General features: G+C 74.1%; 21 protein-coding genes and 1 tRNA gene. 6 read left to right on the top strand and 16 right to left on the bottom strand.

Features of this window, described 5'->3' with window-relative positions:
- The 3 genes from selB to JE024_RS30380 form a co-directional block, all read right to left on the bottom strand.
- Nucleotides 1–1,770, bottom strand: a complete 1,770-nt coding sequence (gene selB / locus JE024_RS30390) for a selenocysteine-specific translation elongation factor (RefSeq protein ID WP_205377169.1) — start codon at nt 1,768–1,770, stop codon at nt 1–3.
- A 2-nt stretch (nt 1,771–1,772) separates the two neighbouring features.
- Nucleotides 1,773–3,092: an L-seryl-tRNA(Sec) selenium transferase gene (gene selA / locus JE024_RS30385; RefSeq protein ID WP_244883264.1), complete on the bottom strand. Its 1,320-nt coding sequence runs from the start codon at nt 3,090–3,092 to the stop codon at nt 1,773–1,775.
- 23 nt (nt 3,093–3,115) lie between these two features.
- A tRNA-Sec gene (locus JE024_RS30380) sits at nt 3,116–3,209 on the bottom strand.
- A gap of 56 nt (nt 3,210–3,265) precedes the next feature.
- Between JE024_RS30380 and selD the strand changes: the two genes are divergently transcribed.
- Nucleotides 3,266–4,309, top strand: a complete 1,044-nt coding sequence (gene selD / locus JE024_RS30375; protein ID WP_205377167.1) for a selenide, water dikinase SelD — start codon at nt 3,266–3,268, stop codon at nt 4,307–4,309.
- A 129-nt stretch (nt 4,310–4,438) separates the two neighbouring features.
- Here selD and JE024_RS30370 read toward each other — a convergent pair whose 3' ends face one another.
- The 10 genes from JE024_RS30370 to JE024_RS30325 form a co-directional block, all read right to left on the bottom strand.
- Complete coding sequence (locus JE024_RS30370) at nt 4,439–6,187, bottom strand: glycoside hydrolase domain-containing protein (RefSeq protein ID WP_205377166.1); 1,749 nt, start codon at nt 6,185–6,187, stop codon at nt 4,439–4,441.
- Nucleotides 6,188–6,330: 143 nt separating this feature from the next.
- Entirely contained in the window at nt 6,331–7,065 is a 735-nt protein-coding gene (locus tag JE024_RS30365; protein ID WP_205377165.1) for a D-Ala-D-Ala carboxypeptidase family metallohydrolase, read from the bottom strand.
- Nucleotides 7,066–7,248: 183 nt separating this feature from the next.
- The gene (locus JE024_RS30360; RefSeq protein WP_244883263.1) at nt 7,249–7,752 is read right to left on the bottom strand and encodes a hypothetical protein; all 504 of its coding nucleotides are present in this window, start codon (nt 7,750–7,752) and stop codon (nt 7,249–7,251) included.
- 72 nt (nt 7,753–7,824) lie between these two features.
- Nucleotides 7,825–8,013: a hypothetical protein gene (locus JE024_RS30355; protein WP_205378598.1), complete on the bottom strand. Its 189-nt coding sequence runs from the start codon at nt 8,011–8,013 to the stop codon at nt 7,825–7,827.
- Complete coding sequence (locus JE024_RS30350) at nt 8,014–8,928, bottom strand: peptidoglycan-binding domain-containing protein (protein ID WP_205377164.1); 915 nt, start codon at nt 8,926–8,928, stop codon at nt 8,014–8,016. It lies immediately after the preceding gene.
- A complete protein-coding gene (locus JE024_RS30345; RefSeq protein ID WP_205377163.1) occupies nt 8,925–9,473 on the bottom strand; it encodes a hypothetical protein in 549 nt (182 codons plus the stop codon). The genes JE024_RS30350 and JE024_RS30345 overlap by 4 nt, the downstream gene beginning before the upstream one ends.
- On the bottom strand, nt 9,449–10,084 hold the full coding sequence (locus tag JE024_RS30340; protein ID WP_205377162.1) for a MauE/DoxX family redox-associated membrane protein: 636 nt from the start codon (nt 10,082–10,084) through the stop codon (nt 9,449–9,451). The genes JE024_RS30345 and JE024_RS30340 overlap by 25 nt, the downstream gene beginning before the upstream one ends.
- Before the next feature lie 7 nt (nt 10,085–10,091).
- A complete protein-coding gene (locus JE024_RS30335; RefSeq protein ID WP_205377161.1) occupies nt 10,092–10,793 on the bottom strand; it encodes a hypothetical protein in 702 nt (233 codons plus the stop codon).
- A gap of 274 nt (nt 10,794–11,067) precedes the next feature.
- Entirely contained in the window at nt 11,068–14,319 is a 3,252-nt protein-coding gene (locus tag JE024_RS30330; protein WP_244883262.1) for a GH92 family glycosyl hydrolase, read from the bottom strand.
- Nucleotides 14,320–14,673: 354 nt separating this feature from the next.
- Complete coding sequence (locus tag JE024_RS30325) at nt 14,674–15,096, bottom strand: YjbQ family protein (RefSeq protein WP_205377159.1); 423 nt, start codon at nt 15,094–15,096, stop codon at nt 14,674–14,676.
- 185 nt (nt 15,097–15,281) lie between these two features.
- Between JE024_RS30325 and JE024_RS30320 the strand changes: the two genes are divergently transcribed.
- The gene (locus JE024_RS30320; protein ID WP_205377158.1) at nt 15,282–16,511 is read left to right on the top strand and encodes an NAD(P)-binding domain-containing protein; all 1,230 of its coding nucleotides are present in this window, start codon (nt 15,282–15,284) and stop codon (nt 16,509–16,511) included.
- Here JE024_RS30320 and mltG read toward each other — a convergent pair.
- Entirely contained in the window at nt 16,474–17,334 is an 861-nt protein-coding gene (gene mltG, locus JE024_RS30315; protein ID WP_205377157.1) for an endolytic transglycosylase MltG, read from the bottom strand. The two genes, JE024_RS30320 and mltG, sit on opposite strands and share 38 nt — an antisense overlap.
- A gap of 156 nt (nt 17,335–17,490) precedes the next feature.
- Between mltG and JE024_RS30310 the strand changes: the two genes are divergently transcribed.
- Nucleotides 17,491–17,628, top strand: coding sequence for a hypothetical protein (locus JE024_RS30310; RefSeq protein ID WP_205378597.1), 138 nt, complete (start codon nt 17,491–17,493; stop codon nt 17,626–17,628).
- Nucleotides 17,629–17,710: 82 nt separating this feature from the next.
- Here JE024_RS30310 and JE024_RS30305 read toward each other — a convergent pair whose 3' ends face one another.
- Nucleotides 17,711–18,304 carry a hypothetical protein gene (locus JE024_RS30305; RefSeq protein WP_205377156.1) on the bottom strand — a complete coding sequence of 198 codons (594 nt, stop codon included), beginning with the start codon at nt 18,302–18,304 and terminating at the stop codon, nt 17,711–17,713.
- Nucleotides 18,301–20,202, bottom strand: a complete 1,902-nt coding sequence (locus tag JE024_RS30300; RefSeq protein WP_244883261.1) for an ABC transporter ATP-binding protein — start codon at nt 20,200–20,202, stop codon at nt 18,301–18,303. Before JE024_RS30300 ends, JE024_RS30305 begins: the two co-directional genes overlap by 4 nt.
- A 91-nt stretch (nt 20,203–20,293) precedes the next feature.
- Between JE024_RS30300 and JE024_RS30295 the strand changes: the two genes are divergently transcribed.
- The 3 genes from JE024_RS30295 to JE024_RS30285 all read left to right on the top strand — a co-directional run bounded on the left by JE024_RS30295 (nt 20,294) and on the right by JE024_RS30285 (nt 24,564).
- Nucleotides 20,294–20,743, top strand: a complete 450-nt coding sequence (locus JE024_RS30295; protein WP_205377155.1) for a MarR family winged helix-turn-helix transcriptional regulator — start codon at nt 20,294–20,296, stop codon at nt 20,741–20,743.
- 216 nt (nt 20,744–20,959) lie between these two features.
- Nucleotides 20,960–22,786: an ABC transporter ATP-binding protein gene (locus tag JE024_RS30290; RefSeq protein WP_205377154.1), complete on the top strand. Its 1,827-nt coding sequence runs from the start codon at nt 20,960–20,962 to the stop codon at nt 22,784–22,786.
- On the top strand, nt 22,783–24,564 hold the full coding sequence (locus JE024_RS30285) for an ABC transporter ATP-binding protein (RefSeq protein ID WP_205377153.1): 1,782 nt from the start codon (nt 22,783–22,785) through the stop codon (nt 24,562–24,564). The genes JE024_RS30290 and JE024_RS30285 overlap by 4 nt, the downstream gene beginning before the upstream one ends.
- The last annotated feature ends 10 nt before the right edge of the window (nt 24,565–24,574 follow it).

Below are 24,574 nucleotides of genomic sequence, written 5' to 3'. Positions count from 1 at the left end.
TCATCCGGGCGGCCGCCGGTCCGCGCAGCGGCGGCGCCTGTCCGGAAGGACCTCGGTGATGCCCTGGCCGTCGCAGTGCTCCAGCAGGGGAACGGTGACGCGCCGGGTGGTCTCCAGGGCGCGGCTCGCCGCTCCCACGGTGAACGGCTGGTCGAGTCCGCCCAGCAGGCCGGCCGCGAGCCGGGGGGCGTCCGGCAGCAGCACCACGTGCTCCGCCAGCCGCAGTACCGCCCCGTGACGGACCGCCGCGGCGAGCTCCCGGCGGCCGAAGCCGAGTTCCGCGAGCCGCCGGGCGCCGGGGGCGGCGAAGGGCCGCCCCGCGAGTTCGGCGGTGAGCCGGCCCACCGCGTCCGTCACGGCGGCGGGCAGGGCCGGGGGCCCGGCGCCCACGCGTCCGCGGCTCAGCCGCAGGGGCGGGGTGACCAGTGCCTCCACGAGTGAGGCCGCGGGCAGCGCCAGACGGTGCCGGGCGGCCTCCACCGGGATGCCGTCCTCGGTGGGCCGCTCGGCGAGGTACGCCGCCACCAGGTCGGCCAGCCGGGCGCGCAGGGCGGTCCAGTGGGCCGGGTCGGCGAGCCAGTCGCCCGCGACGGGTGCGGTGCGGACGGTCACCCCCATTGCGGTCAGCTCCCCTCGTCGGACCAGCAGCCGGCGCCGCAGCTCGGACGCCTCGCCGGGGGTTGCGCGGGCGTCGTCCAGCTCGGCGGCCCGCCGTGCCGCCGCGCCGCGGCGCCGCAGTTCCGGTGGCCGGGGGTCGAGCACCGTCAGGCCGGCGAGCACCCTCCGCAGGCCGGGATCGCGCAGCACCGAGCGGTCGCCGATCCGCAGCGGCAGGGGGTGGTGCAGGGTCAGCCGGACGGTGTCCGGACCGAGCGGCCGGACCCGTACGGGCACGGCCGCCGAGCCGATGTGGAGGACGGCGGTGCGGGGCAGTTCCGTGGCGGGCGTCGCGCCGTGCACACGCGCGTCGCAGCTCGGGCAGGCGAGGAAGCTGTCGGGTGTGAGCAGGGCGTCGCCGCGGCCGGTGGACTCCTTGTCGAGGCCCCGGAGGTTGACGGCGACGCGGGCCGTGGCCCGCACCGCGGCCGTCTCCTCGCCGAGGGCCTGGAGCCCCCTGACGCGCACCGGACGGCCGGAGCGCGCGGTCGTCAGGATGTCGCCCCTGCTGATCCGCCCCGCCCCGAGGGTGCCGGTGACCACCAGGCCGCTGCCGCGCACGGTGAAGGACCGGTCGATCCACAGCCGCACCGGTGATGCGGCGTTCCCGTCCGGCAGCCGCGCGACCAGCCGGTCCAGGGCGGCGCGCAGCCCGTCGAGTCCCCTGCCGGTGCGGGCGCTGACGGCCACGGCCTCGACGTCGCCGAGGGTGCTGGACCGGATCCGCTCGCGTGCCTCGGCCGTGGCCGGACCGGGGTCGGCCACGTCGCGGCGGGTGACGACGAGCAGTCCGTGCCGTACGCCGAGGGCGTCGAGGGCGGCGAGGTGCTCGGCGGACTGGGGCTTCCAGCCCTCGTCGGCGGCGACGACGAACAGCACGGCGGGCACCGGCCCCACGCCGGCGAGCATGGTGGGCACGAACCTCTCGTGTCCCGGTACGTCGACGAACGCCAGCCGTTCCCCCGAGGGCAGATCCGTCCACGCGAAGCCCAGGTCGATGGTCAGGCCGCGGCGCCGCTCCTCCGCCAGCCGGTCGGGGTGGGTGCCGGTGAGGGCGTGGATCAGCGTGCTCTTGCCGTGGTCGACGTGCCCGGCGGTCGCGACGACCCGCATGGTCACCGCCCCGCCGCGCGCAGCACCGCGGCGAGGACGTCTTCGTCGTGCTCCTCGGGCACGCACCGGAGGTCCAGCAGCAGCCGGCCGCGCACCACCCGTCCGAGCACGGCGGGTTCACCGGTGCGCAGGGGTCGTGCCAGGTGGCCGGGGACGCTGAGCGCGCAGGACGGCAGGACGGTCCCGGGCGCGCCGCCTCCTCCGACCACCGCCTCGTGGGGCACGACGTGCGCGTCCATGCCTCGGCGGGCAGCGTCCTCGGCCAGGCGCAGCGTGCGGGCGCGGAGCTGCGGCAGCGGCATGCGCAGGGCTGTGCGCACGGGTGGCTCGGGACCGCGCAGGGTCGCTTCCAGCGCGGCCAGGGTGAACTTGTCCACGCGCAGGGCCCGGGCCATCGGGTGGCGGCGCATGGGTTCCACGGCGGCGGCCCGGCCGAGGAGCAGCCCCGCCTGCGGCCCGCCGAGCAGTTTGTCCCCGCTGGCGGTGACGAGGGTGGCGCCGGCGCGCAGGGCCGTGGCCGCGTCGGGTTCGTCGGGGAGCAGGGGGTCGGGGGCGAGGAGGCCGGAGCCGATGTCGACGACGACGGGCGGGCCGAGGGACGCCAGTTCCCCTGGGCCCACCCCCGAGGTGAAGCCGCTGACCGTGAAGTTCGACGGGTGGACCTTGAGGATGAAGCCGGTGTCCGGGCCCAGGGCGTCCGCGTAGTCGCCGAGACGGGTCCGGTTGGTGGTGCCGACCTCGCGTATCCGGGCGCCGCAGGAGACCAGCAGTTCGGGTATCCGGAAGCCGTCGCCGATCTCCACGAACTCGCCCCGGCCGAGCAGGATGTCGCGCCCCGCGGCCAGCGTCACCGCCGCCAGGGCCAGGGCGGCGGCTCCGTTGTTGACCACGTGCACCGCTTCGGCGGCCGGTACCGCTTCCCGCAGGGCGGCCAGGGCGCCGCGGCCGCGCCGCGCCCTCTTGCCGGTGGTCAGGTCCAGCTCGACGTCCGTGTATCCGCCTGCCGCCGCCATCGCCTCCAGGGCGGTGGGCGACAGCGGGGCCCGCCCCAGATTGGTGTGCAGGACGACGCCGGTGGCGTTGTGCACGGGAGTCGGCCCGGCGGGGTGCGCGGGAAGCGCGGCGAGGGCGGCGTGGACCGCGTCCCCGGGGCCGATCCGTCCGTCGCGCACGAGCTGCTGGGCGGTGGCGACGGCTGCCTTGACGGCGGGCCTGCCCAGCCGTGCGGACGCCTCGCTCAGCAGGGGGTCGGCGAGGAGGACGGTGGTGCTCGGCACCTGCCTGCGGATGTCCGCGGGCGGCTCCTGTGTGCGGTCCGCCACCCGTGCCACCCCGATCGAAGTCAGCGGAGACGGACGGGAATCGAACCCGCCTGGCCCGGTTTCCGGACCACACCGATGTTGAAGATCGGGAGGGGCACCAGCCCGCCCAACGCCTCCGGAGCAAGATTGTGGTCCCCGCACACTGCTGGGGCAAGAGGTGAAATCATCGCCGTATGACGACAGTTGGCCCCACCGACTCACCTGTCGCGCCCGTGCGGCTGACCCGGTTCGCGCACGGCGGCGGCTGTGCCTGCAAGATCCCTCCGGGGGAACTGGAGGCGATGGTCGCGGGACTGCTGCCGCGTCGGGATCCCGGACAGGCCCCCGACGGGGGCGAGGGCCGGCTGCTGGTCGGGCTGGACGACGGCGACGACGCCGCGGTGGTGCTCACCGGTGACGGCACCGCCCTGGTGTCGACGGCCGACTTCTTCACCCCCGTCGTCGACGACGCCCGCGACTGGGGCCGGATCGCCGCTGCCAACGCCCTGTCCGACGTCTACGCGATGGGCGGCCGGCCCGTGGTGGGGCTCAACCTGCTGGGCTGGCCCCGTGACGTACTGCCCGCGGAGCTGGCCGGGGAGGTCCTGGCGGGTGCGCTCGAAGTCGCCCGGGAGGCCCGCTGCCTCATCGGTGGCGGCCACAGCATCGACAGCCCGGAACCGCTCTACGGCATGGCCGTGACGGGCCTGGTGGATCCGGACCGGATGCTGCGCAACGACGCCGGCCGGCCGGGTGTGCCGCTTACCCTGACCAAACCGCTGGGCGTCGGGATACTCAACAACCGCCACAAGCGGACCGGTGAGGTCTTCGCGCACGCCGTCGCCGGTATGGCGGCGCTCAACGACAGGGCCGCCGCGGCCGCCCTGGAGGCCGGTGCCGTGTGTGCCACCGACGTGACCGGGTTCGGGCTGCTCGGCCATCTGCACAAGCTGGCCCGGGCGAGCGGTGTCACGGCCGTGGTGGACGCCTCCGCCGTCCCGGTGCTCGACGGTGCCCGGGAGTCCCTGGCGGCCGGGTACGTCAGCGGCGGCACCCTGCGCAATCTCGACTGGGTGCGCCCGCACCTCGACGCGGGACGGGCGACCGGGGACCAGCTGCACCTGCTCGCCGACGCGCAGACCTCGGGCGGTCTGCTGGTCGCCGGGGAGGTGCCCGGACATCCGGTCGTCGGGGAACTGGTTCCCCCGGTGGCCGGCACCACGCTGGTGATCCGCTGAGCGGACGGCCGCGGGCCCGTGGGCGAGGCCCCGGGGCCCGCGGCCGGCGCTGCCGGCGGTGGATGTGCGGGTGGTTGCCGCGGCCGGGGCGGTTCGTGGCCGGTGCTTCCGGGACCGGCCGCGGCAAGCTCACTTGCCGGACTGGAGGGCGCCCCAGGTGGCGGGGCCGACGATGCCGTCGGCGGCCAGGCCGCGCGAGGACTGGTAGTCACGTGCGGCCTGGGCGGTGCCCTGGCCGAAGACGCCGTCGACGGCCACCGTCCGCCCGAGCGCGGCGGTCAGGGCGCGCTGCAGCCGGGTGACGGCCTCCCCCGTCGAGCCGTTCTGGACGGTGGGGGTGGATCCGCGGGACAGCAGGGCCGTCCAGGTCTTCGCCCCCACCACGCCGTCGGCCGAAAGTCCCTTGGCGGCCTGGAAGTTCCTGGCGGCGGCGGTCGTGTCGGGCCCGAAGATCCCGTCGGGGGCGCCCGGGTCGAAGCCGGCGGCCTTGAGCAGGCACTGGGCGGCCTTGACCTGGTTCCCGGTGGAGCCGCTCCGCACCGTGGGGTACGCGGTGAAGTCGAGGTTCGCCCCGCTGCAACTGGGCGCGGGGGTGGAGCCGTTGCCGACGTCCAGGTAGTCGCGGTCGATGTTGATCGAGTAGCCGCCCCAGGTCTCGGTGACCTCGCCCGCGTACTGGTGGATCCGCTGGTGGTCGGACCAGTAGGAGGACGGCACGTAGCTGCCGGTGTTGGTGTCGGCGGCGCCGTTCCACCACGCGTAGAAGAGGTGGTCGACGCGGGTGTAGGCGGGGTTGCCGTACTCGGAGGCGGCGTCCTTGATGCCGGAGGCGGCGCTGGAGTAGAAGCCCGACAGGTAGCCGCCGGCGTGCAGCCGTTCGGTCCAGCCGGACAGGTACGACAGCACGGCCGCCTTGCAGGAGGCCGTGGACGTGTACGCCTCGATGTCGCTGTATACGGCGCTGCCCGCCGGGATGCCGAGGTTCGACGCGGCCGTGATGGCGCCGGCGGCGGCGGTGACGCCCTGGGCCTTGGCCGTGGCCGGGTCGGTGGACATCTTCAGCGAGTAGTTGGTGCAGGGGGCCTGGCGGCCGACGTCGATGGGGATCAGGTGCCATCCGTTGCCGGTCTGGCTCGTCACCCAGCTCGCCGTCAGGTTCGGCTGGGCGCAGCCGCGGAAGGAGCCGCTGATGTAGACGCCGACCGCGCTGTAGGGCGAGCTCGCCTGCCAGGCGTTCATGGCGGCCTGCGAGGGCGCGGTGCAGGCGTCGAAGCCCTTGCCGGTGTAGGTGCCGGGCTGCGGTCCGGCCGCGGCCAGGGGTGCGGCGCCGGCGCGCCGGGCCGCGGTGGTCAGCGCGGTGCGCTCGGCGTCCCCGGTGAGCTCGGCCGAGGCGAGGACGCCGCGTACGAGGTCCTCCGTCTCCGGCGTGTGGGCGGCGGTCACGAGGACGCCGGCGTCCTCGACGGCGATCTGGATGGTGCCGTCGCCGGACACGGCGGACGGGGCGACGGCCTTGCCGCGCTGGGTCCGCGCGGTCGCCGCCGTGGCCCGGCCCGAGGAGCGGGCGGTGATGGGCTCCACGACGATGCCCGCCGTACGGCCGACGACTCCGGCGGGGCAGTCGCTCTGCTCGGCGGGCTCGCCCAGGTAGACGGTGGGTCTGTCGAACCGGAGGCAGGCACGCGGGTTCTCGGTCAGGTCGACCGTCCGCCATCCGGCGGGGACCTCGATGCGGTAGCCGTGGTAGCTGACGCTCTGCGTGCCCTCGGGCCGTGGGTCCGCCTGGGCGGGGGCGGGGGCGGTGAAGGCGCCGACACCGGCGAGGACGGCCAGCAGGGAGGTTCCGGCGCGGGCGCGCCAGGAGGTCCGGGAGGACATCGGTTCACTCCTACTCGAATGCGGGGAGGGGAGAGCGGCTCGGCGGGTCCGCTCCGGCGCGGCGGCGGGCGGCGTCTGCGCGGGCCCGGGGCCGGATCCCGGTCGGCCGCGCTCCCGGGGAGGGTGCGGTGGCGACGGGGCGGTCAGACGCCGCAGCTGGGGGCGGACCAGGAGCGGCCGGTGCTTCCGTCCACGTGGGTGTGGTCGTTGTGGTCGGGGTAGCCGGGGCCGTAGATGCCGCCGAAGCCGTGCGAGCGGGCCCGCTGGGCGAGCGCGCAGAAGGACGGGCTGCCGACCAGGTCGGCGGCGTCGCCGTAGAGGTGCCGGCTGTTCGAGGCGCCGCCCGCCGCGTTGTTGCAGGCGTAGGAGCGGAATCCGCTGGACACGACGATGGGCACGTCGCCCAGCGCGTGCCGCAGGGCCTCCAGCTTCCACATGGTGCGCAGGGCGTTGGACTTGGCCGTCGCGGCGCTCACCGCACCACCGGACCAGTCGGAGTTGCAGTTGTTCAGCTCGGCGTAGGTGAAGTGGACGGGGGTGCAGTCCGGGTCCTGGAGTTCGTAGATCTTGCCGAACGTCTGAGGGCCGGCGACGCCGTCCGCTCCGAGGCCGTACGCCTGCTGGAACTTGACGACGGCGGCCTTGGTCCGCGGGCCGAAGTTGCCGTCGACGGAGAGGATCTCGCCGAAGTCGACGTGCCCGGCCACCCGGATCTGCAGCTGGGTCACGTCGGCTCCCGACATGCCTTCGGACAGGTTGCGGCCCCAGCTGTAGCACTCGTCGGCCCGGGCCGGGGCGGCGGTGGCCAGCATTCCCCCGGCCACTGTAGCCATGATCATGACAAAAGCTAATGCGAGTTGGATCGTACGCCTCAACATGGCGCCTCCGTTGTGAGTCCTTCCCGATTCCCCGCTAGAGGGCTGAGGCGAGTCTGGCCCCCCTCTCCGTGAGGTGTCCACACCGTCACCATCTGCCACAGGACCAGACCTGCGGCACAACCGTCCCGCGGGCTCACCGGCGCGGAGGGGCTCGCGCATCGGCGGGCCGGCGGGGCGCGGGCCCTACCGCACGACCCCGCAGGCGGCAGCGGCGATCAGCACGGAGGACACGACGGTCATACCGCTCAGCCGCACCGCGAGCCGGTCGTCCCAGCGCTCCCCGTCCCCGGAGAGCCTGCGCAGGGCCGGGGTGAGCGCCCGGCCGGCCCCGAAGCCGAGCCCGGCGGCCAGGGCGGGCCCGCAGGAACCCCCGGACAGGAGCACCGCCACCGCGATCGCGTACGGCGCGCTCGCCGAGACGTAGGTGCGCACGCCGGTACCGAGCTCGAAGCCGAACTGCATCGCTCCGCGCGCGAGATGACGCCGCAGCACGTCCTGCGGTATCTGCCGGGCGTTCTGCGGCAGCCGCAGGGGCAGCCTGCCCGCGTCGCGCAGCGCGGCGAGCAGGGCGACGGCCACGATCAGCCCTTGCCGCACGCCGGCCGGAAGCGGTGTGAAGAGACCGGACGCGAGCCACAGCACCCCGGCCGAGAGCACCCCGCCGGCCAGCAGACCGCAGGTGAACACGCCGAGGACCAGCGCCTGCCTGTACGTCGCCCGCCAACCTGGCGAGGCCAGCGCGAATGCGCTGTTACGCGTTCAAACGGAGCCGGAGAGCGAGTAGCCGGCCAGACCGCCGGTGACCGCCCAGGTCAGCACGGGGGCGTGCAGGACGGCGGCGACCACCGCGACCCCCAGGGCCGCCACAGGCAGGACGGGGTCGGTGAGCAGCGCCCGCAGGGCACGGGCGCCGCGCGGCCGGTCCGCGGGACGGACGGACTCGTGCACCTAGACCGTCCCGGTCAGCGTGCGCCAGGTGTTGGGGCCGACCACTCCGTCGGTGGTCAGACCGTGCAGGGACTGGAACGCGACGGCGGCCTGCCGGGTGAGCGCACCGAAGTCGCCGTCGGCCGTCAGCGCGTAGCCGTGCTTGTTGAGCTGCCGCTGCGCGGCCCGTACGGCGTCGTTCACGTCCCCCTGGCGCACGGTGACGATCAGGACCGGCCAGGTGGCGGCGGCGACGCTGCCCGTGGGGCCGAGTCCGTTCGCCGACTGGAAGGCCTCGACCTGCGCCTCGGTGTCCGGGCCGAAGATGCCGTCGGCGTCCGTGGCATGACCGTGGTGGGTGAGCAGCAGCTGGACGGCGAAGACGTCGGGCCCGGTGGCGCCGCGGCCGATGGCGGGCCAGGTCACGGAGCCGGGGCAGTCGCAGTCGGTGGTCCAGCGGCAGATGGACTTCACCCAGCCGGAGCCGGTGTTGCGGTACCCGTCGTGGCAGCGCCGCTCGATCCCGCACCCGCAGGTGCCGCAGGCCGCGCTGCAGCGCCACAGCCAGCCGTCGTAGGTGCCCGCGTAGCACTGGTTGGGCCGCAGGATCCAGGTGACCCCGTCCGTCCGGTGGAAGCCGGTGTTCGTCCCCGTCGTCACGCACGCGTCGGCGTAGACGGTGCTGGGCCCGCAGCCCGGGGAGCAGTTGTGGTCCTCGGCATAGCTGGGGCACGCACCGGTCCAGATCTCGTATCCGTCGGCGTACGCCTCCCGGGCCGCCGAGAACACCCCCATCGCGGCGAAGCCGACGGCGGTCGCGGCCTGCAGCAGGGTGCGCCTGGAGGGCGCGAAGGAGGGGAGAGCCCCGCGCCCGGTCCGGGAGCGGCGGCCGCCGCCCGAGCGGCGCAGCGTGGGCACGTCGTCCAGTGCGGTCATGGCCGCCTCCTCGGCGTCGCGGGCGCGATGTCGTCGAGCAGCCGCAGCAGCGCCGTGGGGGAACCGAGCGGCTCGGAACGCACGATCCGGCGTTCCGGATCGACGGCCACCGCGTAGGGGGTGGCAGGGACGTCGTAGGCCGTGAACAGCTCCGGCCGGTGCGTCCTGACCGGCACGGCGCCCTCGTCGTCCCGCGGCCCCGCGCCCGCGTAGAGCGCGAGCACCCGGGGCGCGGCCCCGTCGCCCTGGCGCACCGCCCAGGCACCGGCCTCGGCGAGCACCTGGCCGCAGGTGCGGCAGTCCGCGTCGAGGAAGAGCAGCAGCGCGGCCCGGCCCGGCGTCAGGAGGCCGTCGAGGCCCGCGGGATCCGGCCGGGCCGCGTCGAGGCCGGGAGCCGGTGCGCCGGGCGCGAGGCCCACCCGCCCGGGGCGGTGGGGCGCCGTCCGTGACAGCTGGTGCACCTGTCTGATCAGCCCCGAGACGACCAGCGCGAGCAGCGCGATCGCCGCCCACGAGGCAATCAGGGCGCTGGTGGTGAAGTCCATCGCGTCGGCACTCCTTCGGCGGTCCGGTGCACGGTGGTCGTGGTCGGGTGGTGAGCGGTGGCCCTCGCGGGCGGGTGGCCGGACGCCGCGGCCGGCTCGTGCATGGCGGCGGGCAGGGACCACAGCAGCGTCGCGCAGGCGGGAGCGGCGAGCAGCAGGGTGACCAGCTCCGCCGTGGAGAGCTCCGCGGGGCCCGCCTCGACGGCGGCGGCGCCGATCGCCGCGAGCACGGCCAGCGCCGCGGCCCGCCGGGTCACCCAGCGGCTCAGGGGCACCTCCCGGCCGGAGCAGCCGCACGGCCCCCCGCGGCCGAGGGCGAGGACGTGCCGCGTGTAGCCGGCGTAGAGCGCGAAGAGGGCGGCCGCCGCGACGAGTACGGCCTGGAGCCCCCGCTGGTGCCCCATGAGGAGCGCCGCCGCGCCCGCCGCCCCGAGGACACCCTCGGCGACCGGCGGCACGACGGCCGCGAACCGCCGGAGCCGGGGGCCCAGCACTCCGTGCGCCCACAGGGCGTCGCCCAGGGCGGCCGGACTGACGGCATGCGAGCCCGCGCCCATGAGCAGCGTCAGGAGGACGACGGAGGCGGTCAGCCCGCCGAGGAACCCGGTCACCGGCGGGTCACCCGGTGCGCCGCAGCGTGAGCCGCCCGACGAGATCGGGCACCCGCTCGACGGGAGTCGACGCGAGCGGCACCAGCGTCGCCCAGATCTCGGTGGAGGAGAGCACGAAGAACGGGCTGCCGTCGGAGAGCGTGTCGCGGAACAGCTCCCCGGACGCCACCCCCACCCCCTTCCAGGGCGGGAGCTGCGCGGTGTGTTCCTTCGTGCGCCGCGACAGCTCCAGCAGCCCGAGGCCGGGCAGCTCCTTGATCAGCGTCGCCGGCCGCGCGAAGGCGCTGCCGGCCGAGGGATCGGGCCGGAGGGCGAGCCCGTGCTCGCCCTCCGCGATACGCACCGAGCGGAGCAGCCCGAGCACCGCGGCCAGGTCCATGCCGTACAGCCGGGTCACCAGCGAGTGGCGCTCGCCGCTCCACACGACGAGCACCGGCCGCTCCACGAGCCCCGAGCGCGGCTCGCGCTCGACCGACCGGAAGAGGCGCAGCGTGCCCTTCTGGAAGGTGAGCTCGGATTCGGGTGCGTCGATCCCCAGCGAGGCGGCGACGTCGTCCCCCAAAGAGGCGGGCCCGGCGGTGAATTCGACCAGCCGCCCACCGGCCACCACCTCGACGGCCGAGGTGCACGGCGCCCGGAGGTCGACGTCGCCCTCCAGGTGGTACGTCCCGCCGTCGAGCGCACGGTGGGTGACGATCGATGCGGCCATGTGCATCCTCCCGGGGCGCGGGGGTCTGGTGTGACACCGCGGCCGCTGAGGAAGCTAGACAGAAGTCATGCCCCTGTCAATCATGCAGGGAACCGGACGCCGGAACCGCCGTTCCCAGGGGCCGAGTCGACGCGGGGGCGGGCACGCGAAGGGCCCCGGCGCTTTCGCGCCGGGGCCCTGATGAGACGGGTGCGCCGATCCGGAACGGCGGACCGCCGGAACCCGGCCGGCGGTCCGCCGTCCCTCTGGACGAGCGTCATCGCGTAGATCTCGGCTAGACGAGCGTCATCGCGTAGATCTCGACGCGGGAGTCGTCCGGCAGCGAGACCGAACGGACCGTCTTGCTCCCGTCGAGCTCGGCGGCCGTACCGAAGAGCCGGATGGACGGCCCGTCGACACCGCTGCCCCGCTTGATGCGGTGCGGCATGTCGAGGACGACCGTGCCGCCGTTCGGCGCGGAGCCCGCCCAGTCGCCGAACGTCACCGGTGCCTCCGTGCTGCTGCCGTCCGTGTAGTGCACGGTCAGTGTGGTGGTCACGGGACCGTTGTGCGCCGAGCCGACCAGTCGCAGCGCACCGTGCTGTCCGGCGGGCAGCAGGAGGGCCTGCCCGCTTGCTTCGAGGAAGTTGTCCGCCGTGCCGGTCGGGTCCGGCGCGTCGTACGTCACCCCGTCCCAGGTCACCGGCCCCGCCTTCGGCAGCAGGTCGCCGTCATAGCTCCAGCCGTGTCCGTCGAAGTCGCCCTCGCCGGAGTTGGCCACCGTGGCCGTGCCGTCGTGGCCGAGGTCCGCGCTCAGGTCCACTGCGCACTGCCCGTTCTCCTCGCTCGCGCAGGTCGTGGCGGCCCCCACCGTGACAGTGGCCTTGCGGGTGACCGAATTCGCCCCCCGGCCCTCGACCTTCACCTCCACCGGGTAGGACCCGGCGACCGCGCCCGGCGGCACGGTGATGTCGAGTGTCACCTTCTTCTGCACCGGCAGGTGTCCGGAATCGATCACCAGGGGTGAACGCTGCGCCGTCGTGGCCTTCCAGCCGCCGGGCACCTTCGCCGTGACCGACACGTTCAGCTTGCCGGGTGCCTGCCCGAGGACGTCCAGTGTGAACTTCGCGGTCTGCGCGGTGTCGCCCGTGGGGACGACCGCCGAGGCGGGACGCAGCGACGCGTCGACGTGCTTGCGGCTGTCGGGGGACGCCTGGTTGACGGAGGGCGGCTGGGCACCCTTGCCCGTGCCCCACGAGGAGGGGGAGGTCCCGAGCCGGTGGGCCAGGGTTCCACCGTGCGCGAGCTTGTTCCAGCTCAGCCAGGTCTGGGGCACGTCCCGGCCGTTCAGGGCCACGCTCCGCACGTACCGCTTCGTGTCGCTCGCCCCGGGTGCCGCGATCGTCAGCGTGCCGCCCTGGCCCTTGGCGCCGGACGCCTTGGGATAGCCGCCGATCCGGACGGTCGCCGACTCGAACTGCGGGCTGGACAAGGCCAGGAAGTCACCGCCGCTCATCGTCGGGTAGAGGCCGAGGGAGGAGAAGACGTACCAGGCCGACATGGTGCCCAGGTCGTCGTTCCCCGTCATCCCGTCCGGCCCGTTGGTGAACAGCGTCATCGCCGCACGCACCACGGTCGCGGTCTTCGCCGGGGCGCCGACCCAGTTGTACATGTACGGGGCGTGCAGGTCCGGCTCGTTGTTCGGGTTGTACGTCGGCTTTCCGTAGTAGTCGTACGGCTGGGAGATCCAGTCGTTCCGAGCGGTGCCCACCGGGTCGGTGAGCAGCTTGTCGTGGACGAAGAAGGAGTCGAGCCGCTTCTCGGTGGCGCTCCGGCCGCCCATCAGGCTGACGAGACCAGCCGGGTCCTGCGGCACCAGCCACTGGTACTGGTACGCGCCGCCCTCATGGAACTGGTGCGCCGCCTCGACCGGGTCGTAGGGCGTGAGCCAGGTGCCGTCGGTCGTCCGCGGCCGGAACTGCTGGATCGAGGAGTCCCACAGGTTCCGGTACCACTGCCCGCGCGCGGCGAACATCCTGGCGTCCGAGGTGTGTCCGAGCCGGCCGGCCATGAGCGCGAGCGACGCATCGGCGGCGGAGTACTCCATCGTCGCCGACGCCGGGTGCTTGCAGTCGTTGTCGCCGCCCTTGTCCGCGCAGTCCTTGCCCAGGCCGAGACCTGACGGGATGTAGCCGCGCCCGGTGTAGTGGTCCGATCCCGAGCGTCCGTTGTACGGCGAGTCGGCGGGCGGGGTGCTGGTCGCGTTCTTCTTCAGCAACGCGTAGGTCTCCGCCTCGTGTCCGGCGAGCAGACCCTTCGACCACGCCTCCACGAGGAAGGGCGTGACCGGGTCGCCGGTCATGATGTTGGTCTCGCTGTTGGCGAGCGCCCAGCGGGGCAGCCAGCCGCCGTCCCGGCCGGCCGCGACGACCGACAGCGCGACGTCCCGGGCGACCTCCGGCTCCAGCATCTGCAGGAGCTGGTTCTGCGGCCGGTAGGTGTCCCAGAGCGAGAAGTTCTGGTACGGCGTGTAGTCCTTTGCCCTGTGCGTCTTGTTGTCGAACCCCTGGTACATGCCGTCGACGTCACCGGCGAGGTTCGGGTGCAACTGGCTGTGGTAGAGCGCGGTGTAGAAGGCCTTCTGCCGGTCCGCCGTGCCTCCGCCGATCCGGATGGAGTCCAGCTGCTTCTTCCAGGTGTCCTGCAACGCCGCACGCGTGGCGTCGAAGTCGAAGGACTCCCCGGTCTCCGCGGCCAGGTTCTTACGGGCGCCCTCCACGCCGGTGTAGGACAGCCCCACCTTCAGGACGGCGTCCCGGTCGGTGGTCGCGTCGAAGGTCACCCAGGCGCCGTTCTGGCCGTCTCCCCCGGCGTCGCGGGTGCCGGGCTCGGGGTCCGCGCCCTCCCATGTGCCGTAGGCCTGGAAGGGCCGGTCGAAGGTGGCGCTGAAGTACACCGTGTGCTCGTCGTGTCCGGCGCAGAAGCCCCCGGCACGCACCCGGCCCTCGATGGTGCGGTCGCCGACGACGTGCACCTCGGAGTCCAGCACGGGCTGGTTGGCCTTGCCCGTGTTGAACAGGACGTTGGCCGAACCGGTGGAGGGGAAGGTGTAGCGCTGCCACCCGGTGCGCGCGGTGGCGGTGAGTTCCGCGTCGACGTCGTACTTCTTCAGCCCCACCCGGTAGTAGCCGGGACTGGCCTGCTCGTCGTCGTGGCTGTACGGGGAGCGGTAGGCGTTCGGGTCCACGGAGTCGACCGCGCCCGTGGTCGGCATGACGGGCAGCTCACCCATGACGCCGCAGCCGACGCCGGACAGGTGCGTCTGGCTGAAGCCGTAGATCGAGTCCTGCTTGTAGTCGTAGCCGCCCTGGCCGCCGGTGTCCGGACTGACCTGGACCATGCCGAACGGCGCGCTCGCCCCGGGGAAGGTGTTGCCGAAGTTCTGGGTTCCGACGAACGGATTGACCAGATCGATCGGTTCCACGTCCGCGGCGGCGGCGGGCTGGGCGATGCCGACCACTCCACCGCTCACGAGTACGGCGGCCATCAGACCGGCTGTGATACCGGAAGCACGGGGACGGAACGGTCTGAAAGCAAACCGCATGGGCTATTTCCCTTCGAGTCCTGACGCGACTGACAACGTTGTCGACTGACAACGTTGTCACCCTGTTTCGTGGGCACCGTAACCCCCGCCCGCCCCGGATGTCACTGGGTGAACGGCAGGAAGTTTCCGACGCGTTGCATCGATTCCCCGGAGCGGGGCGCCGGCAAGGGGCCTGCCTGCACCTGCCGCGCGGCCTGCGGGGCGGATGCACGCCTTCGGCCTCCGCTGTTGCGCACTGCGGCATCGAGGGCAGCACGGTGGCGGCGAGCAGGACGGCCGATGACGTCGGACGCGGCACTATCCGAGGAAGCTCAGCCGCACCGTCCGCTCCGGGTTGTCCTTGTTGGTGTCGACCAGGCACACCGACTGCCAGGTGCCGAGTTCCAGGCGGCCGCCGATCACGGGGAGCGTCGCGTGGGGCGGGACGAGCGCGGGGAGGACGTGGTCGCGTCCGTGGCCGGGGCTGCCGTGGCGGTGCTGCCAGCGGTCGTCGGCGGGGAGCAGGCTGTGCAGGGCGGACAGCAGGTCGTCGTCGCTGCCCGCGCCGGTCTCGATGATCGCGATCCCGGCGGTGGCGTGCGGGACGAAGATGTTGAGGAGTCCGTCGCCGCCCTCCGCGGTGCGGGCGAGGAAGTCCTCACAGGCACCGGTCAGATCGAGGATCCGTTCCGCGGGGCCGGTGGTGAGGTTCAGGGTCGTGGTGGCGAGGTGTCCGGGCATGCGTCCCATCTTCCCGCGCCGGGCGGACGCACGCCGCCCCGGAGCGCGCCGGCTCCGGGGCGTGCTTGTTCACGGACCGGACCCCGTGGGCGAACCGGACCGCTCATGGTCCGTACCCCACACGCACCGGCCCGCTCGCGGGCGGGTGCGGGAAGATCCGGAAGCTCTCCGGAGTTGGTAGAAGCGTGAACGATTTCGGTGCGCGGGACGTGGACGTGGTGGTCGTGGGCGCGGGGCAGGCGGGCCTGTCCGCCGCGTACCACCTGCGGCGCGCGGGGCTGGTGCCCGACCGGGACTTCGTCGTGCTCGACCACGCGCCCCGCCCGGGCGGTGCCTGGCAGTTCCGCTGGCCGTCCCTGACCTACGGCAAGGTGCACGGGATGCACGCCCTGCCCGGTATGGAGCTGACCGGCGCCGACGCGGGGCGGCCCTCTTCGCAGGTGATCGGCGAGTACTTCGCCGCCTACGAGGAGCGCTTCGGTCTGCGGGTGCGGCGTCCCGTGGCCGTGCGCGCGGTGCGGGAGGGCGACGGCGGGCGGCTGGCGGTCGAGACCTCGGACGGCGTCTGGTCGGCCCGCGCCCTGGTGAACGCCACCGGCACCTGGGACCGCCCCTTCTGGCCGCGCTATCCGGGGCAGGAGACCTTCGGCGGACGCCAGCTCCACACGGCCGGCTACCCGGGCCCCGAGGCGTTCGCCGGGCAGCGGGTGGTGGTCGTGGGCGGCGGCGCGTCGGGCACCCAGCATCTGATGGAGATCGCCGAGGTGGCCGCGGCGACGACCTGGGTGACGCGCCGGCCGCCGGTGTTCCGGGAGGGCCCCTTCGACGAGGAGGCGGGCCGGGCCGCGGTCGCCCTGGTGGAGGAGCGGGTACGGCGCGGGCTGCCGCCGCGCAGCGTGGTGTCGGTGACGGGTCTGCCGCTGAACGACGCGGTGCGCCGGGCGCGCGAGAGCGGGGTGCTGGACCGGCTGCCGATGTTCGACCGGATCACACCGACGGGAGTGGCCTGGGACGACGGCCGGACGGTGGAGGCGGATGTGATCCTGTGGGCCACCGGCTTCCGGGCGGCCGTCGACCATCTCGCGCCCCTGAAGCTCCGGGAGGCGGGCGGCGGCATCCGGCTGGAGGGCACGCGCGCGGCCCGTGACGAGCGGGTGCACCTGGTCGGCTACGGCCCGTCGGCCTCGACGATCGGCGCCAACCGGGCGGGGCGGGCCGCGGTCCGGGAGATCGTGGCCCTGCTGGGGCGCACATCCCCCGGCGGCACCGTGGGCACGGAGAGCGCAGCCCGCGTCGCGAGCGCCGGCAGCGCCGCGGAAGCCGAGCGCGCCACGGAAGCCGAGCGCGCCACAGCGGCCGCAGCGGCCGCGGGAACGCTCAGCGCCCCTCCCGTTCCTGCGCCCGCCGGGCGTTGAACTCGGCCACGTTGGCACGATGTTCGGCGTAGTCGGCGGTGAAGCGGGTGTCCCCGGGGCCGACGGTGACGAAGTACAGCCAGTTCCCTTCCGGCGGTGACACGACGGCGCGCAGCGCCTCCTCGCCCGGGTTGCCGATGGGTGTGGGCGGCAGCCCCCGGCGCTGGTAGGTGTTGTAGGGGCTGTCGAGCCGGGTGTCGGCCGTGGTGGTGTCCAGGGTGCTGCGATCGAGGGCGTAGTTGAGCGTCGAGTCCATCTGGAGGGGCATCCCGCCGGCGAGCCGGTTGCGGACGACGCGGGCCACCTTGCCCATGTCGGCGGCGGTGTCGGCCTCGGCCTGGACGATGCTGGCCATGTTCACGGCCTCGTACGGGCCGAGGTCCGCGTCGCGCATCCCGGAGGCGAAGGGTTCCGCGGCGAAGCGCTGGTTGGCGGTGTTCACCATGAAGCTGAGCAGGCTCGCCGGGGTGGTGTCCGCCGCGACGGGATAGGTGGCGGGGAAGAGGTAGCCCTCCGGGTTGCCCCGGGCGCCGGCCGGCAGGGTGAGCCGCGCGCCGGCGACGGCCTCCCGGGTGGTGCCGGGCGGGCGGGAGAGGGCCTTGTCGACGGCCGCGTAGACCTGGCCCGCGCGCCATCCCTCCGGCACCACGAGGGTCGCCGTCGGCTCGGGCCGGGCGCGCTTCTTCTCCTCCCCGCCGAGCAGCACCGGCAGCAGCACGGCCGTCGCGGTGACGGCGAGGGCGGTCACGACCAGGACCAGCCGGCCGCGCCGGGTGAGGCGCGGCCGGTGCGCGGGCCCGCCCGGCGGGAGCTGCTTCGTCATACCGGCACGCTAACCCGGCGGGGCGATTCCTCCCGGTAACGAGTGATGTGCGAGGCGGCGGCCGGGAACAGGCGAACGCTCGCTCGGTTGTTCGCCGGAACAGGTGATCACCACGGAAATCGTTGCCCGGGGCCCCTGTGTCGTCGGATGCTTACGGTGCGCAAGCGACGGGCTGCAGACCGCGACGGCGCACGTCCCATCACCACGCATGTCCGCACAAGGAGAACGCTCTTCATGAACCTCATCACCGACCTGCTCGCCGGCCTCATCCACTTCGTCGGCTGGCTCGTCTGACGGACGTTCACGAAAGGCGCCGCCGCTCCCCGTCCCACGGGAGCGGCGGCGCCGCCGTGTGTGCGCGATGCCCGGCCGGCGGTCAGCCGGCGAAGGGCGGCAGGGCGGCGAAGGGCGGCTCCACCCGCACGGTGGCGGCGAGTTCGGCGAGCACCCGCCGCACCCGGCTGAGCGGGTGGTCCGGGAACTGCTCGTCCCACCGGGCGTGGTCGGCCTCGTGGAAGGGCAGCCCGCCCTGGAGGCCGGGGGCGTACGGGTGGGGGCGGAAGTAGTCGCCGGGCCCGACCCGGGCCATCACCATCGCCTCGCGCATGCCCGTCGTCCCGCGCTCGGGGGCCTGGATCTTCACGACGGTGCTGCACTCGGCGCGCGGCACGGTGAAGCTGCCGATGAACACCTGACCGTGGGCCTGTCCCGGCAGCGGGAGCTTCAGTATCTGCCGCAGCGCGGGCAGGCCGCCGAGCGGTTTGACCGAGGCCTCGATCAGCCCGCCGCCCGCCTCCGCGGTGTACGCGGCGAGGGAGGCGCGCAGGGCGGGACCGTCGTCGAGGGCCGCCGGCAGGTCGGGCTTCAGGCCGAACCAGTGCAGCGACAGGACGTCGCCCGCGTCATCGGTCCAGACGTCGTGGTCGACGGACCGGAAGCCGGGCAGGTCGACGCCGAGGAGTGCTCTCATGGGCGGCGATCATGCCCTGGCCCGCCGCCCGCTGTCACCGCCCCCGCCCGGGGCTCCGGCTCGCCGACCACGACGTCTGGACCGCCGTCGGGACCGGTGCCCGCCCGTGCGCCGGCGTCGCGGCGGACGAGGGCGGCGTACCGGCCGCCCCGCTCCAGCAGCTCCTCGTGGGTGCCCCGCTCGGCGATGCGGCCGGCGTCGAGGACGACGATCTGGTCCGCGTCCCGGACGGTGGAGAGCCGGTGGGCGATCGTGATCGTCGTACGGCCCTCGGAGAGCGCGTCGATGGCGCGCTGCACGGCGTGCTCGGTGGCGGTGTCCAGGGCGCTGGTCGCCTCGTCGAGGATGAGCACCGGCGGATCGCGCAGGATGGTGCGGGCGATGGCCAGGCGCTGCTTCTCGCCGCCCGAGAAGCGGTAGCCGCGCTCGCCGACCAGGGTGTCGTACCCGTCGGGGAGGGAGGCGATGTGGTCGTGGATGTGCGCGGCGCGGGCCGCTGCCTCGATCTCCTCGGCGGTGGCGTCCGGCTTGGCGAAGCGCAGGTTGTCGGCGACGGAGGCGTGGAAGAGGTACGTCTCCTGGGAGACCACTCCGACCGCGCGGGCGAGGGTGTCGAAGGCGAGGTCGCGGACGTCGACGCCGTCGAGGGTGACCCGGCCGCCGGTCACGTCGTAGAGCCGTGGCACCAGATAGCCGAGGGTGGACTTGCCGGAGCCGGTCGGCCCGACGACCGCGAGGGAGCCGCCGGCGGGGACGGTGACGTCGACCCCGTCGAGGGTGGGCCGGCGCTGGGCGGGGTCGTAGGCGAAGTCGACCGACTCCAGGCGCACATCGCCGGCGATCTTGTCCAGGTGGACGGGCTCGGCGGGCTCGGTGATGTCGACGCGCAGGTCGAGGTATTCGAAGATGCGCTGGAAGAGGGCGAGGGAGGTCTGCATCTGCACGCCGGTGGAGAGCAGGCTCACGGCCGGCCGGAAGAGCCCCTGCTGGAGGGAGACGAAGGCGACCAGCGTGCCGATGGAGATCGCCGGTCCGCCCGTGCCGAGGGCGAGGCCCGCGGCCCAGTAGAGGAGGGCGGGCATGGCGGCCATCACGATGCCGATGGTGGCCATCCGCCAGCGCCCGGCCATGCTGGAGCGCACCTCCAGGTCGACCAGGCGGTCGGACTCCTCCTCGAAGGCCCGGGTGAGGGAGTCGGCGCGGCCCATGGTGCGGCCGAGCAGGATGCCGCTGACGGAGAGGGACTCGGTGACGGTGGCGGCCATCGCCGCCATCTGCTTCTGGCGCTGGGTGGTGATCCGCTTGCGCTCGCGTCCCACGCGCCTGCTGATCCACACGAAGAGCGGCAGCAGGAGCAGCGAGACCACCGTGAGCCGCCAGTCCAGGGCGAGCATCGCGACCACGGTGGCGATCACGGCGGTGAGGTTGGAGACCAGGGAGGTGGCGGTGGAGGTGACCGTCGCCTGCATGCCGCCGATGTCGTTGGCGATGCGGGACTGGACCTCTCCGGTGCGGGTCCTGGTGAAGAAGGCGAGCGGCATCCGCTGGAGCTGCGCGTAGACCGCGGTGCGCAGGTCGTGCATGACGCGCTGGCCCACCGTGGTGGAGATCAGCGTCTGGAGCACGCCGAAGACACCGGTCATGACGGCGGTGGCGATCATGCCGATCACCAGCAGGCTGAGCAGTCCCGTCCGGCCCTCGGGGATCGCGGTGTCGAGGATCTCGCGCAGCATGAAGGGCGAGGCCACGGACACCAGCGAGGAGGCGCCGACGAGCAGGCCGACGACGGCCAGCCGGCCGCGGTAGGGGCGGAACAGGCGCAGGATGCGCCGGAGGTCGGCGGGCGGCTGGTCGGGGTCCTTGGGTGGCGGTGTCCAGGTGGGGTGATCGGGGCGCAATGGTCTCCCTCGGTCGGGGGCTCGGATTTCGGGGAGCCTAGCTCACTGTTACCTGTATTCACAATGAACGAGGTCCTGATATTGTTCCCGCATGACCGACCCCGACGCCGACGGCCTGCTCGCCGAGCAGCTTCTGCGGCTCACGCGACGGCTCCACCGCAGTCAGAAGCGCCAGCTCGAACAGGCGGAGATCCGGATCACCCCGGCGCAGTCCCGGCTGCTGCGGGCTCTCGCACACTACGACGCGCCGCCGAGGATGGCCGATCTCGCCGCGCGCCTGGAGGTGGTCCCCCGCGCGGTGACCAGTCTGGTCGACGGGCTGGAGGCCGTCGGGTGCGTGCGCCGCGCACCCGATCCGGGCAACCGGCGGGTCACGCGCATCGAGCTCACGGACACCGGGCGCGCCGCCCTGCGCGCCTTGCGCGACGCACGCCGGGCCGCCGCCGAGGACGTGCTGGCGCCGCTGACGGACGAGCAGCGCGAGGTGCTCGGGGGGCTGCTGTCCGCTCTGGTCGACGGGCGCGCCGAAGGCCGCTGCTGAGGGTCGCCGTCGAGGATCGCCGCTGGGCCCGGCGCACGGAGGGCGCACGCCGGGCGGCCGGTGCGCGAGTCGGGCGGGGCGGTGAGCGTACGCGGGCGCGAATGACCGAATACCGGCCGTCGTGCGTCGTCGTGCGCGGTAATTCGATTGCCCGCGGCGGGTTGAAGGGCGAACCTTGCACGGTTTGCACCACCCGTCGACGAGCCGTGGGACCTCATGCAGATTCGCGACCTTCCGTACCTCGATCCGGGCGAACCGGACACCCGCTCGGGCACCCGCTACCTGCTGTGGCTCGGCCGGGGCCAGCTCCGCGGGCAACTCGTCACCCTGGCCTGGGGACTGCTGCACTTCGTCTCGGTGATGGCGCTGCCGTACGGCGTCGGCCTCGCCGTGCAGGCCGTCGTCGACGGCTCGGGATCACGCCTCGCCGCGGCGGGCGGGGTGCTGGCGGTGTCCGCCGTCCTCATCGCCGTCGGCGACACGATGCTGCACCGCACCGCCGTCACCAACTGGATCACCGCGGCGGCCCGCACCCAGCAGCTCCTCGCCCGCAAGACCGCCTCGCTGGGCTCGGCGCTCACCCGCCGGGTGGCCGCGGGCGAGGTGGTCGCCGTCTCCACCGGCGACGTCGAGAAGATCGGCTGGTTCGTGGAGGGCGTCTCCCGCTTCCTCGCGGCGGCGATCACCGTCGTCCTGGTCTGCGTGGGGCTGTTCGTCTACGAACCGCACCTGGGTCTGATCGTGGCCGTCGGCGTGCCGGTGCTGGCGCTCGGCGTGCTGCCGCTGCTCCCCCGGGCCACCCGGCTCGCCGACGTGCAGCGCGAGAAGGCGGGCCGGGCCACCGAGCTCGCCTCCGACACCGTGGCCGGGCTGCGGGTGCTGCGCGGCATCGGCGGCGAGGAGCTCTTCCTCACCCGCTACCGCACCGCCTCGCAGGAGGTCAGGGGCGCCGCCGTGCGCAGCGCCAGGATGTGGTCGCTGATCTCCGGGATCCAGGTGCTGCTGCCGGGCCTGCTGATGATCGGGGTCGTCTGGTACGGCATCGGTCTGGTGGGCGACGGGCGGATCGAGGTCGGCGCGCTGGTCACCGTGTACAGCGCGGTGATGCTGCTGGCGTATCCGCTCCGGCACTTCGAGGAGATCGCGATGGCCTGGTCGTTCTCCCGGCCGTCGGCGCGGCGGGCCGCCCGGGTGCTGGCGCTGGAGCGCACCGCGGGGGCGGCCTCCCCCGCTCCGGCCGCCGGGGAGGCGGCACCGGCCGTGCCCTCCGGGGACCTGTACGACCCGGCCAGCGGGCTGCTCGCCCCCGCGGGCGCGCTGACCGCCGTCGTCTGCGGCGACCCGGACGCGGCGGGCCGGCTCGCCGAACGGCTGGGCGGCCACCCGGCCGACGCCGACGGCCTGCCCTCGGTGCTGCTCGGCGGGATCGCCCTGGACGACCTGCCGCTCGACGGGGCCAGGACCGCCGTGCTGGTCCAGGACAAGGACCCGGTGCTGCTCTCGGGCAGTCTCGCCGAGCTGCTCGCCGTCCCCGCGTCCGGCGCCGTCGCGCCCGAGGACGCGCTGGCCGCCGCCGAGTGCGCCGATGTGCTCGCGGCCCTGGCGCAGGCGTCCCTGGAGGGCGACCCGATGGCGGCGCCGATCACCGAGCGGGGCCGTTCGCTCTCCGGCGGGCAGCGGCAGCGCATCGCGCTCGCCCGGTCGCTGGTGACGGACCCGGGGGTGCTGGTGCTCGACGAGCCGACCTCGGCCGTCGACTCGCACACCGAGGCCCGGATCGCCGAGGGCGTCCGGGCGCTGCGCAGCGGCCGCACCACGGTCGTGCTGACCTCCTCGCCGCTGCTGCTGGACCGGGCCGACCGGGTCGTGCTGCTGCACGAGGGCGAGGTCGCCGCGGTGGGCTCGCACCGCGAACTGCTGGAGACCGAGCCGCGCTACCGCGCCGTCGTCACCCGCGAGACCGACGAGGAACGGCTCTCGCCGGTGCCCGGCGGCCCCGGGGCGGCGGCACCGAACGCCTTCGACATCGAGGAGACAGCATGATCGGCGTGGCGCCGCCGGAGTACGATCCGGCGGCCCCCCGGACCGCGAACACCCTGCCCGTGGGGTCGCCCGCGACCGTGCGGGCCTACGTGGGCGAGCTGGTGCGGCGTCACCGCGCCGCGTTCGGCGTGCTCATCGGGGTCAACACGGTCGCCGTGGTGGCCTCGATGGCCGGTCCGTGGCTGCTCGGCTCGCTCGTCGAGCGGGCCGCCGACGGGGCGCGCGACCTCCATCTGGAGCGCACCGCGGCCCTGTTCGCCGCGGCCCTGGTCGTCCAGGCCGTGTTCGTGCGGCTGGTGCGGCTGCGCGGGGCGATGCTGGGCGAGCGGATGCTGGCCGATCTGCGCGAGGACTTCCTCGTCCGGTCGGTCGGTCTGCCGCCCGGGGTGCTGGAGCGCGCCGGGACGGGCGACCTCCTGTCGCGGATCACGACCGACGTGGACCGGCTCGCGAACGCGATGCGGGAGGCCGTCCCGCAGCTCACGATCGGTGTGTTCTGGATCGTCCTGCTGCTGGGCGGGCTCACCGTGACCGCGCCGCCGCTGGCGCCCGCTGTGCTGTTCGCGGTGCCGCTGCTGGTGGTCGGCTGCCGGTGGTACTTCCGGCGGGCGCCCGCGGCCTACCGGTCGGAGGCGGCGGGCTACGCCGCGGTCGCGGCGGTGCTCGCCGAGACGGTGGACGCGGGCCGCACGGTGGAGGCGCACCGGCTGGGGAAGCGCCGGGTGGCCCTGTCGGACCGGCGGATCAAGGAGTGGACGGCCTGGGAGCGGTACACGCTGTCGCTGCGCTCGGTACTCTTCCCGGTGATCAACCTGACCCACGCGACGGTGCTCACCTCGGTGCTGATGGTCGGCGGGGTGTTCGTGCTCCAGGGCTGGATCGGGATCGGCCAGCTCACCACGTCCGCGCTGATCGCCCAGATGATGGTCGACCCGGTGAACCTGATCCTGCGCTGGTACGACGAGCTCCAGGTGGCGCAGGTGTCGCTGGGGCGGCTGGTGGGTGTGCGGGAGATCGAGGCCGGGGACGGTGACGCGGACCTGCGGCCGGACGGCCGCGCGGTGCGCGCCGACGAGGTCCGCTTCGGCTACCGCGAGGGCGTCGACGTGCTGCACCGGGTGTCGATGGACGTCGCCCCCGGGACCCGTCTCGCCCTGGTGGGCCCCTCGGGCGCGGGCAAGTCGACGCTCGGCAGGCTGCTGGCCGGGATCTACGCGCCCCGCGCGGGCACGGTCACGCTCGGGGCCGCCGAGCTGTCCCGGATGCCGGCGGAACGGGTGCGGGAGCACGTCGCCCTGGTCAACCAGGAGCACCATGTCTTCGTCGGCTCGCTGCGGGACAACCTGCGGCTCGCCCGCGCCGGGTCCGAGGACGCGGAGCTGTGGGCGGCGCTGGGCGCGGTCGACGCGGACGGCTGGGCCCGCGCCCTCGACGAGGGCCTGGACACCGAGGTCGGCTCGGGGGGCACCGCGCTGACCCCGGCGCAGGCGCAGCAGATCGCGCTGGCCCGGCTGGTGCTGGCCGATCCGCACACCCTGGTGCTGGACGAGGCGACGTCGCTGCTCGACCCGAGGGCCGCGCGGCATCTGGAGCGCTCGCTGTCACGGGTCCTCGAGGGCCGCACGGTGGTGGCCATCGCCCACCGGCTGCACACCGCGCACGACGCGGATGTGATCGCCGTGGTGGAGGACGGCCGGATCAGCGAGCTGGGCAGCCATGACGAGCTGGTCGCCGCGGACGGCGCGTACGCGGCGCTGTGGCGGTCCTGGCACGGCTAGGGCGTGTCTG

The sequence above is a fragment of the Streptomyces zhihengii genome, from assembly GCF_016919245.1.
Lineage (GTDB): Bacteria > Actinomycetota > Actinomycetes > Streptomycetales > Streptomycetaceae > Streptomyces > Streptomyces zhihengii.
Note: the sequence above shows the minus strand (reverse complement) of the source record. Positions and strands in the feature narration are given on the sequence as shown.

What these genes read in the sequence shown, in the direction of transcription:
- JE024_RS30290 (WP_205377154.1), top strand. Translation starts at nt 20,960, where the DNA reads ATGCAGATTCGCGACCTTCCGTACCTCGATCCGGGCGAACCGGACACC.
- JE024_RS30305 (WP_205377156.1), bottom strand. Translation starts at nt 18,304, where the DNA reads ATGAGAGCACTCCTCGGCGTCGACCTGCCCGGCTTCCGGTCCGTCGAC.
- JE024_RS30345 (WP_205377163.1), bottom strand. Translation starts at nt 9,473, where the DNA reads ATGGACTTCACCACCAGCGCCCTGATTGCCTCGTGGGCGGCGATCGCG.
- JE024_RS30285 (WP_205377153.1), top strand. Translation starts at nt 22,783, where the DNA reads ATGATCGGCGTGGCGCCGCCGGAGTACGATCCGGCGGCCCCCCGGACC.
- JE024_RS30335 (WP_205377161.1), bottom strand. Translation starts at nt 10,793, where the DNA reads ATGGCCGCATCGATCGTCACCCACCGTGCGCTCGACGGCGGGACGTAC.
- selD (WP_205377167.1), top strand. Translation starts at nt 3,266, where the DNA reads ATGACGACAGTTGGCCCCACCGACTCACCTGTCGCGCCCGTGCGGCTG.
- JE024_RS30325 (WP_205377159.1), bottom strand. Translation starts at nt 15,096, where the DNA reads ATGCCCGGACACCTCGCCACCACGACCCTGAACCTCACCACCGGCCCC.
- selB (WP_205377169.1), bottom strand. Translation starts at nt 1,770, where the DNA reads ATGCGGGTCGTCGCGACCGCCGGGCACGTCGACCACGGCAAGAGCACG.
- JE024_RS30330 (WP_244883262.1), bottom strand. Translation starts at nt 14,319, where the DNA reads ATGGCCGCCGTACTCGTGAGCGGTGGAGTGGTCGGCATCGCCCAGCCC.
- JE024_RS30370 (WP_205377166.1), bottom strand. Translation starts at nt 6,187, where the DNA reads ATGTCCTCCCGGACCTCCTGGCGCGCCCGCGCCGGAACCTCCCTGCTG.
- JE024_RS30295 (WP_205377155.1), top strand. Translation starts at nt 20,294, where the DNA reads ATGACCGACCCCGACGCCGACGGCCTGCTCGCCGAGCAGCTTCTGCGG.
- JE024_RS30365 (WP_205377165.1), bottom strand. Translation starts at nt 7,065, where the DNA reads ATGTTGAGGCGTACGATCCAACTCGCATTAGCTTTTGTCATGATCATG.
- mltG (WP_205377157.1), bottom strand. Translation starts at nt 17,334, where the DNA reads ATGACGAAGCAGCTCCCGCCGGGCGGGCCCGCGCACCGGCCGCGCCTC.
- JE024_RS30350 (WP_205377164.1), bottom strand. Translation starts at nt 8,928, where the DNA reads ATGACCGCACTGGACGACGTGCCCACGCTGCGCCGCTCGGGCGGCGGC.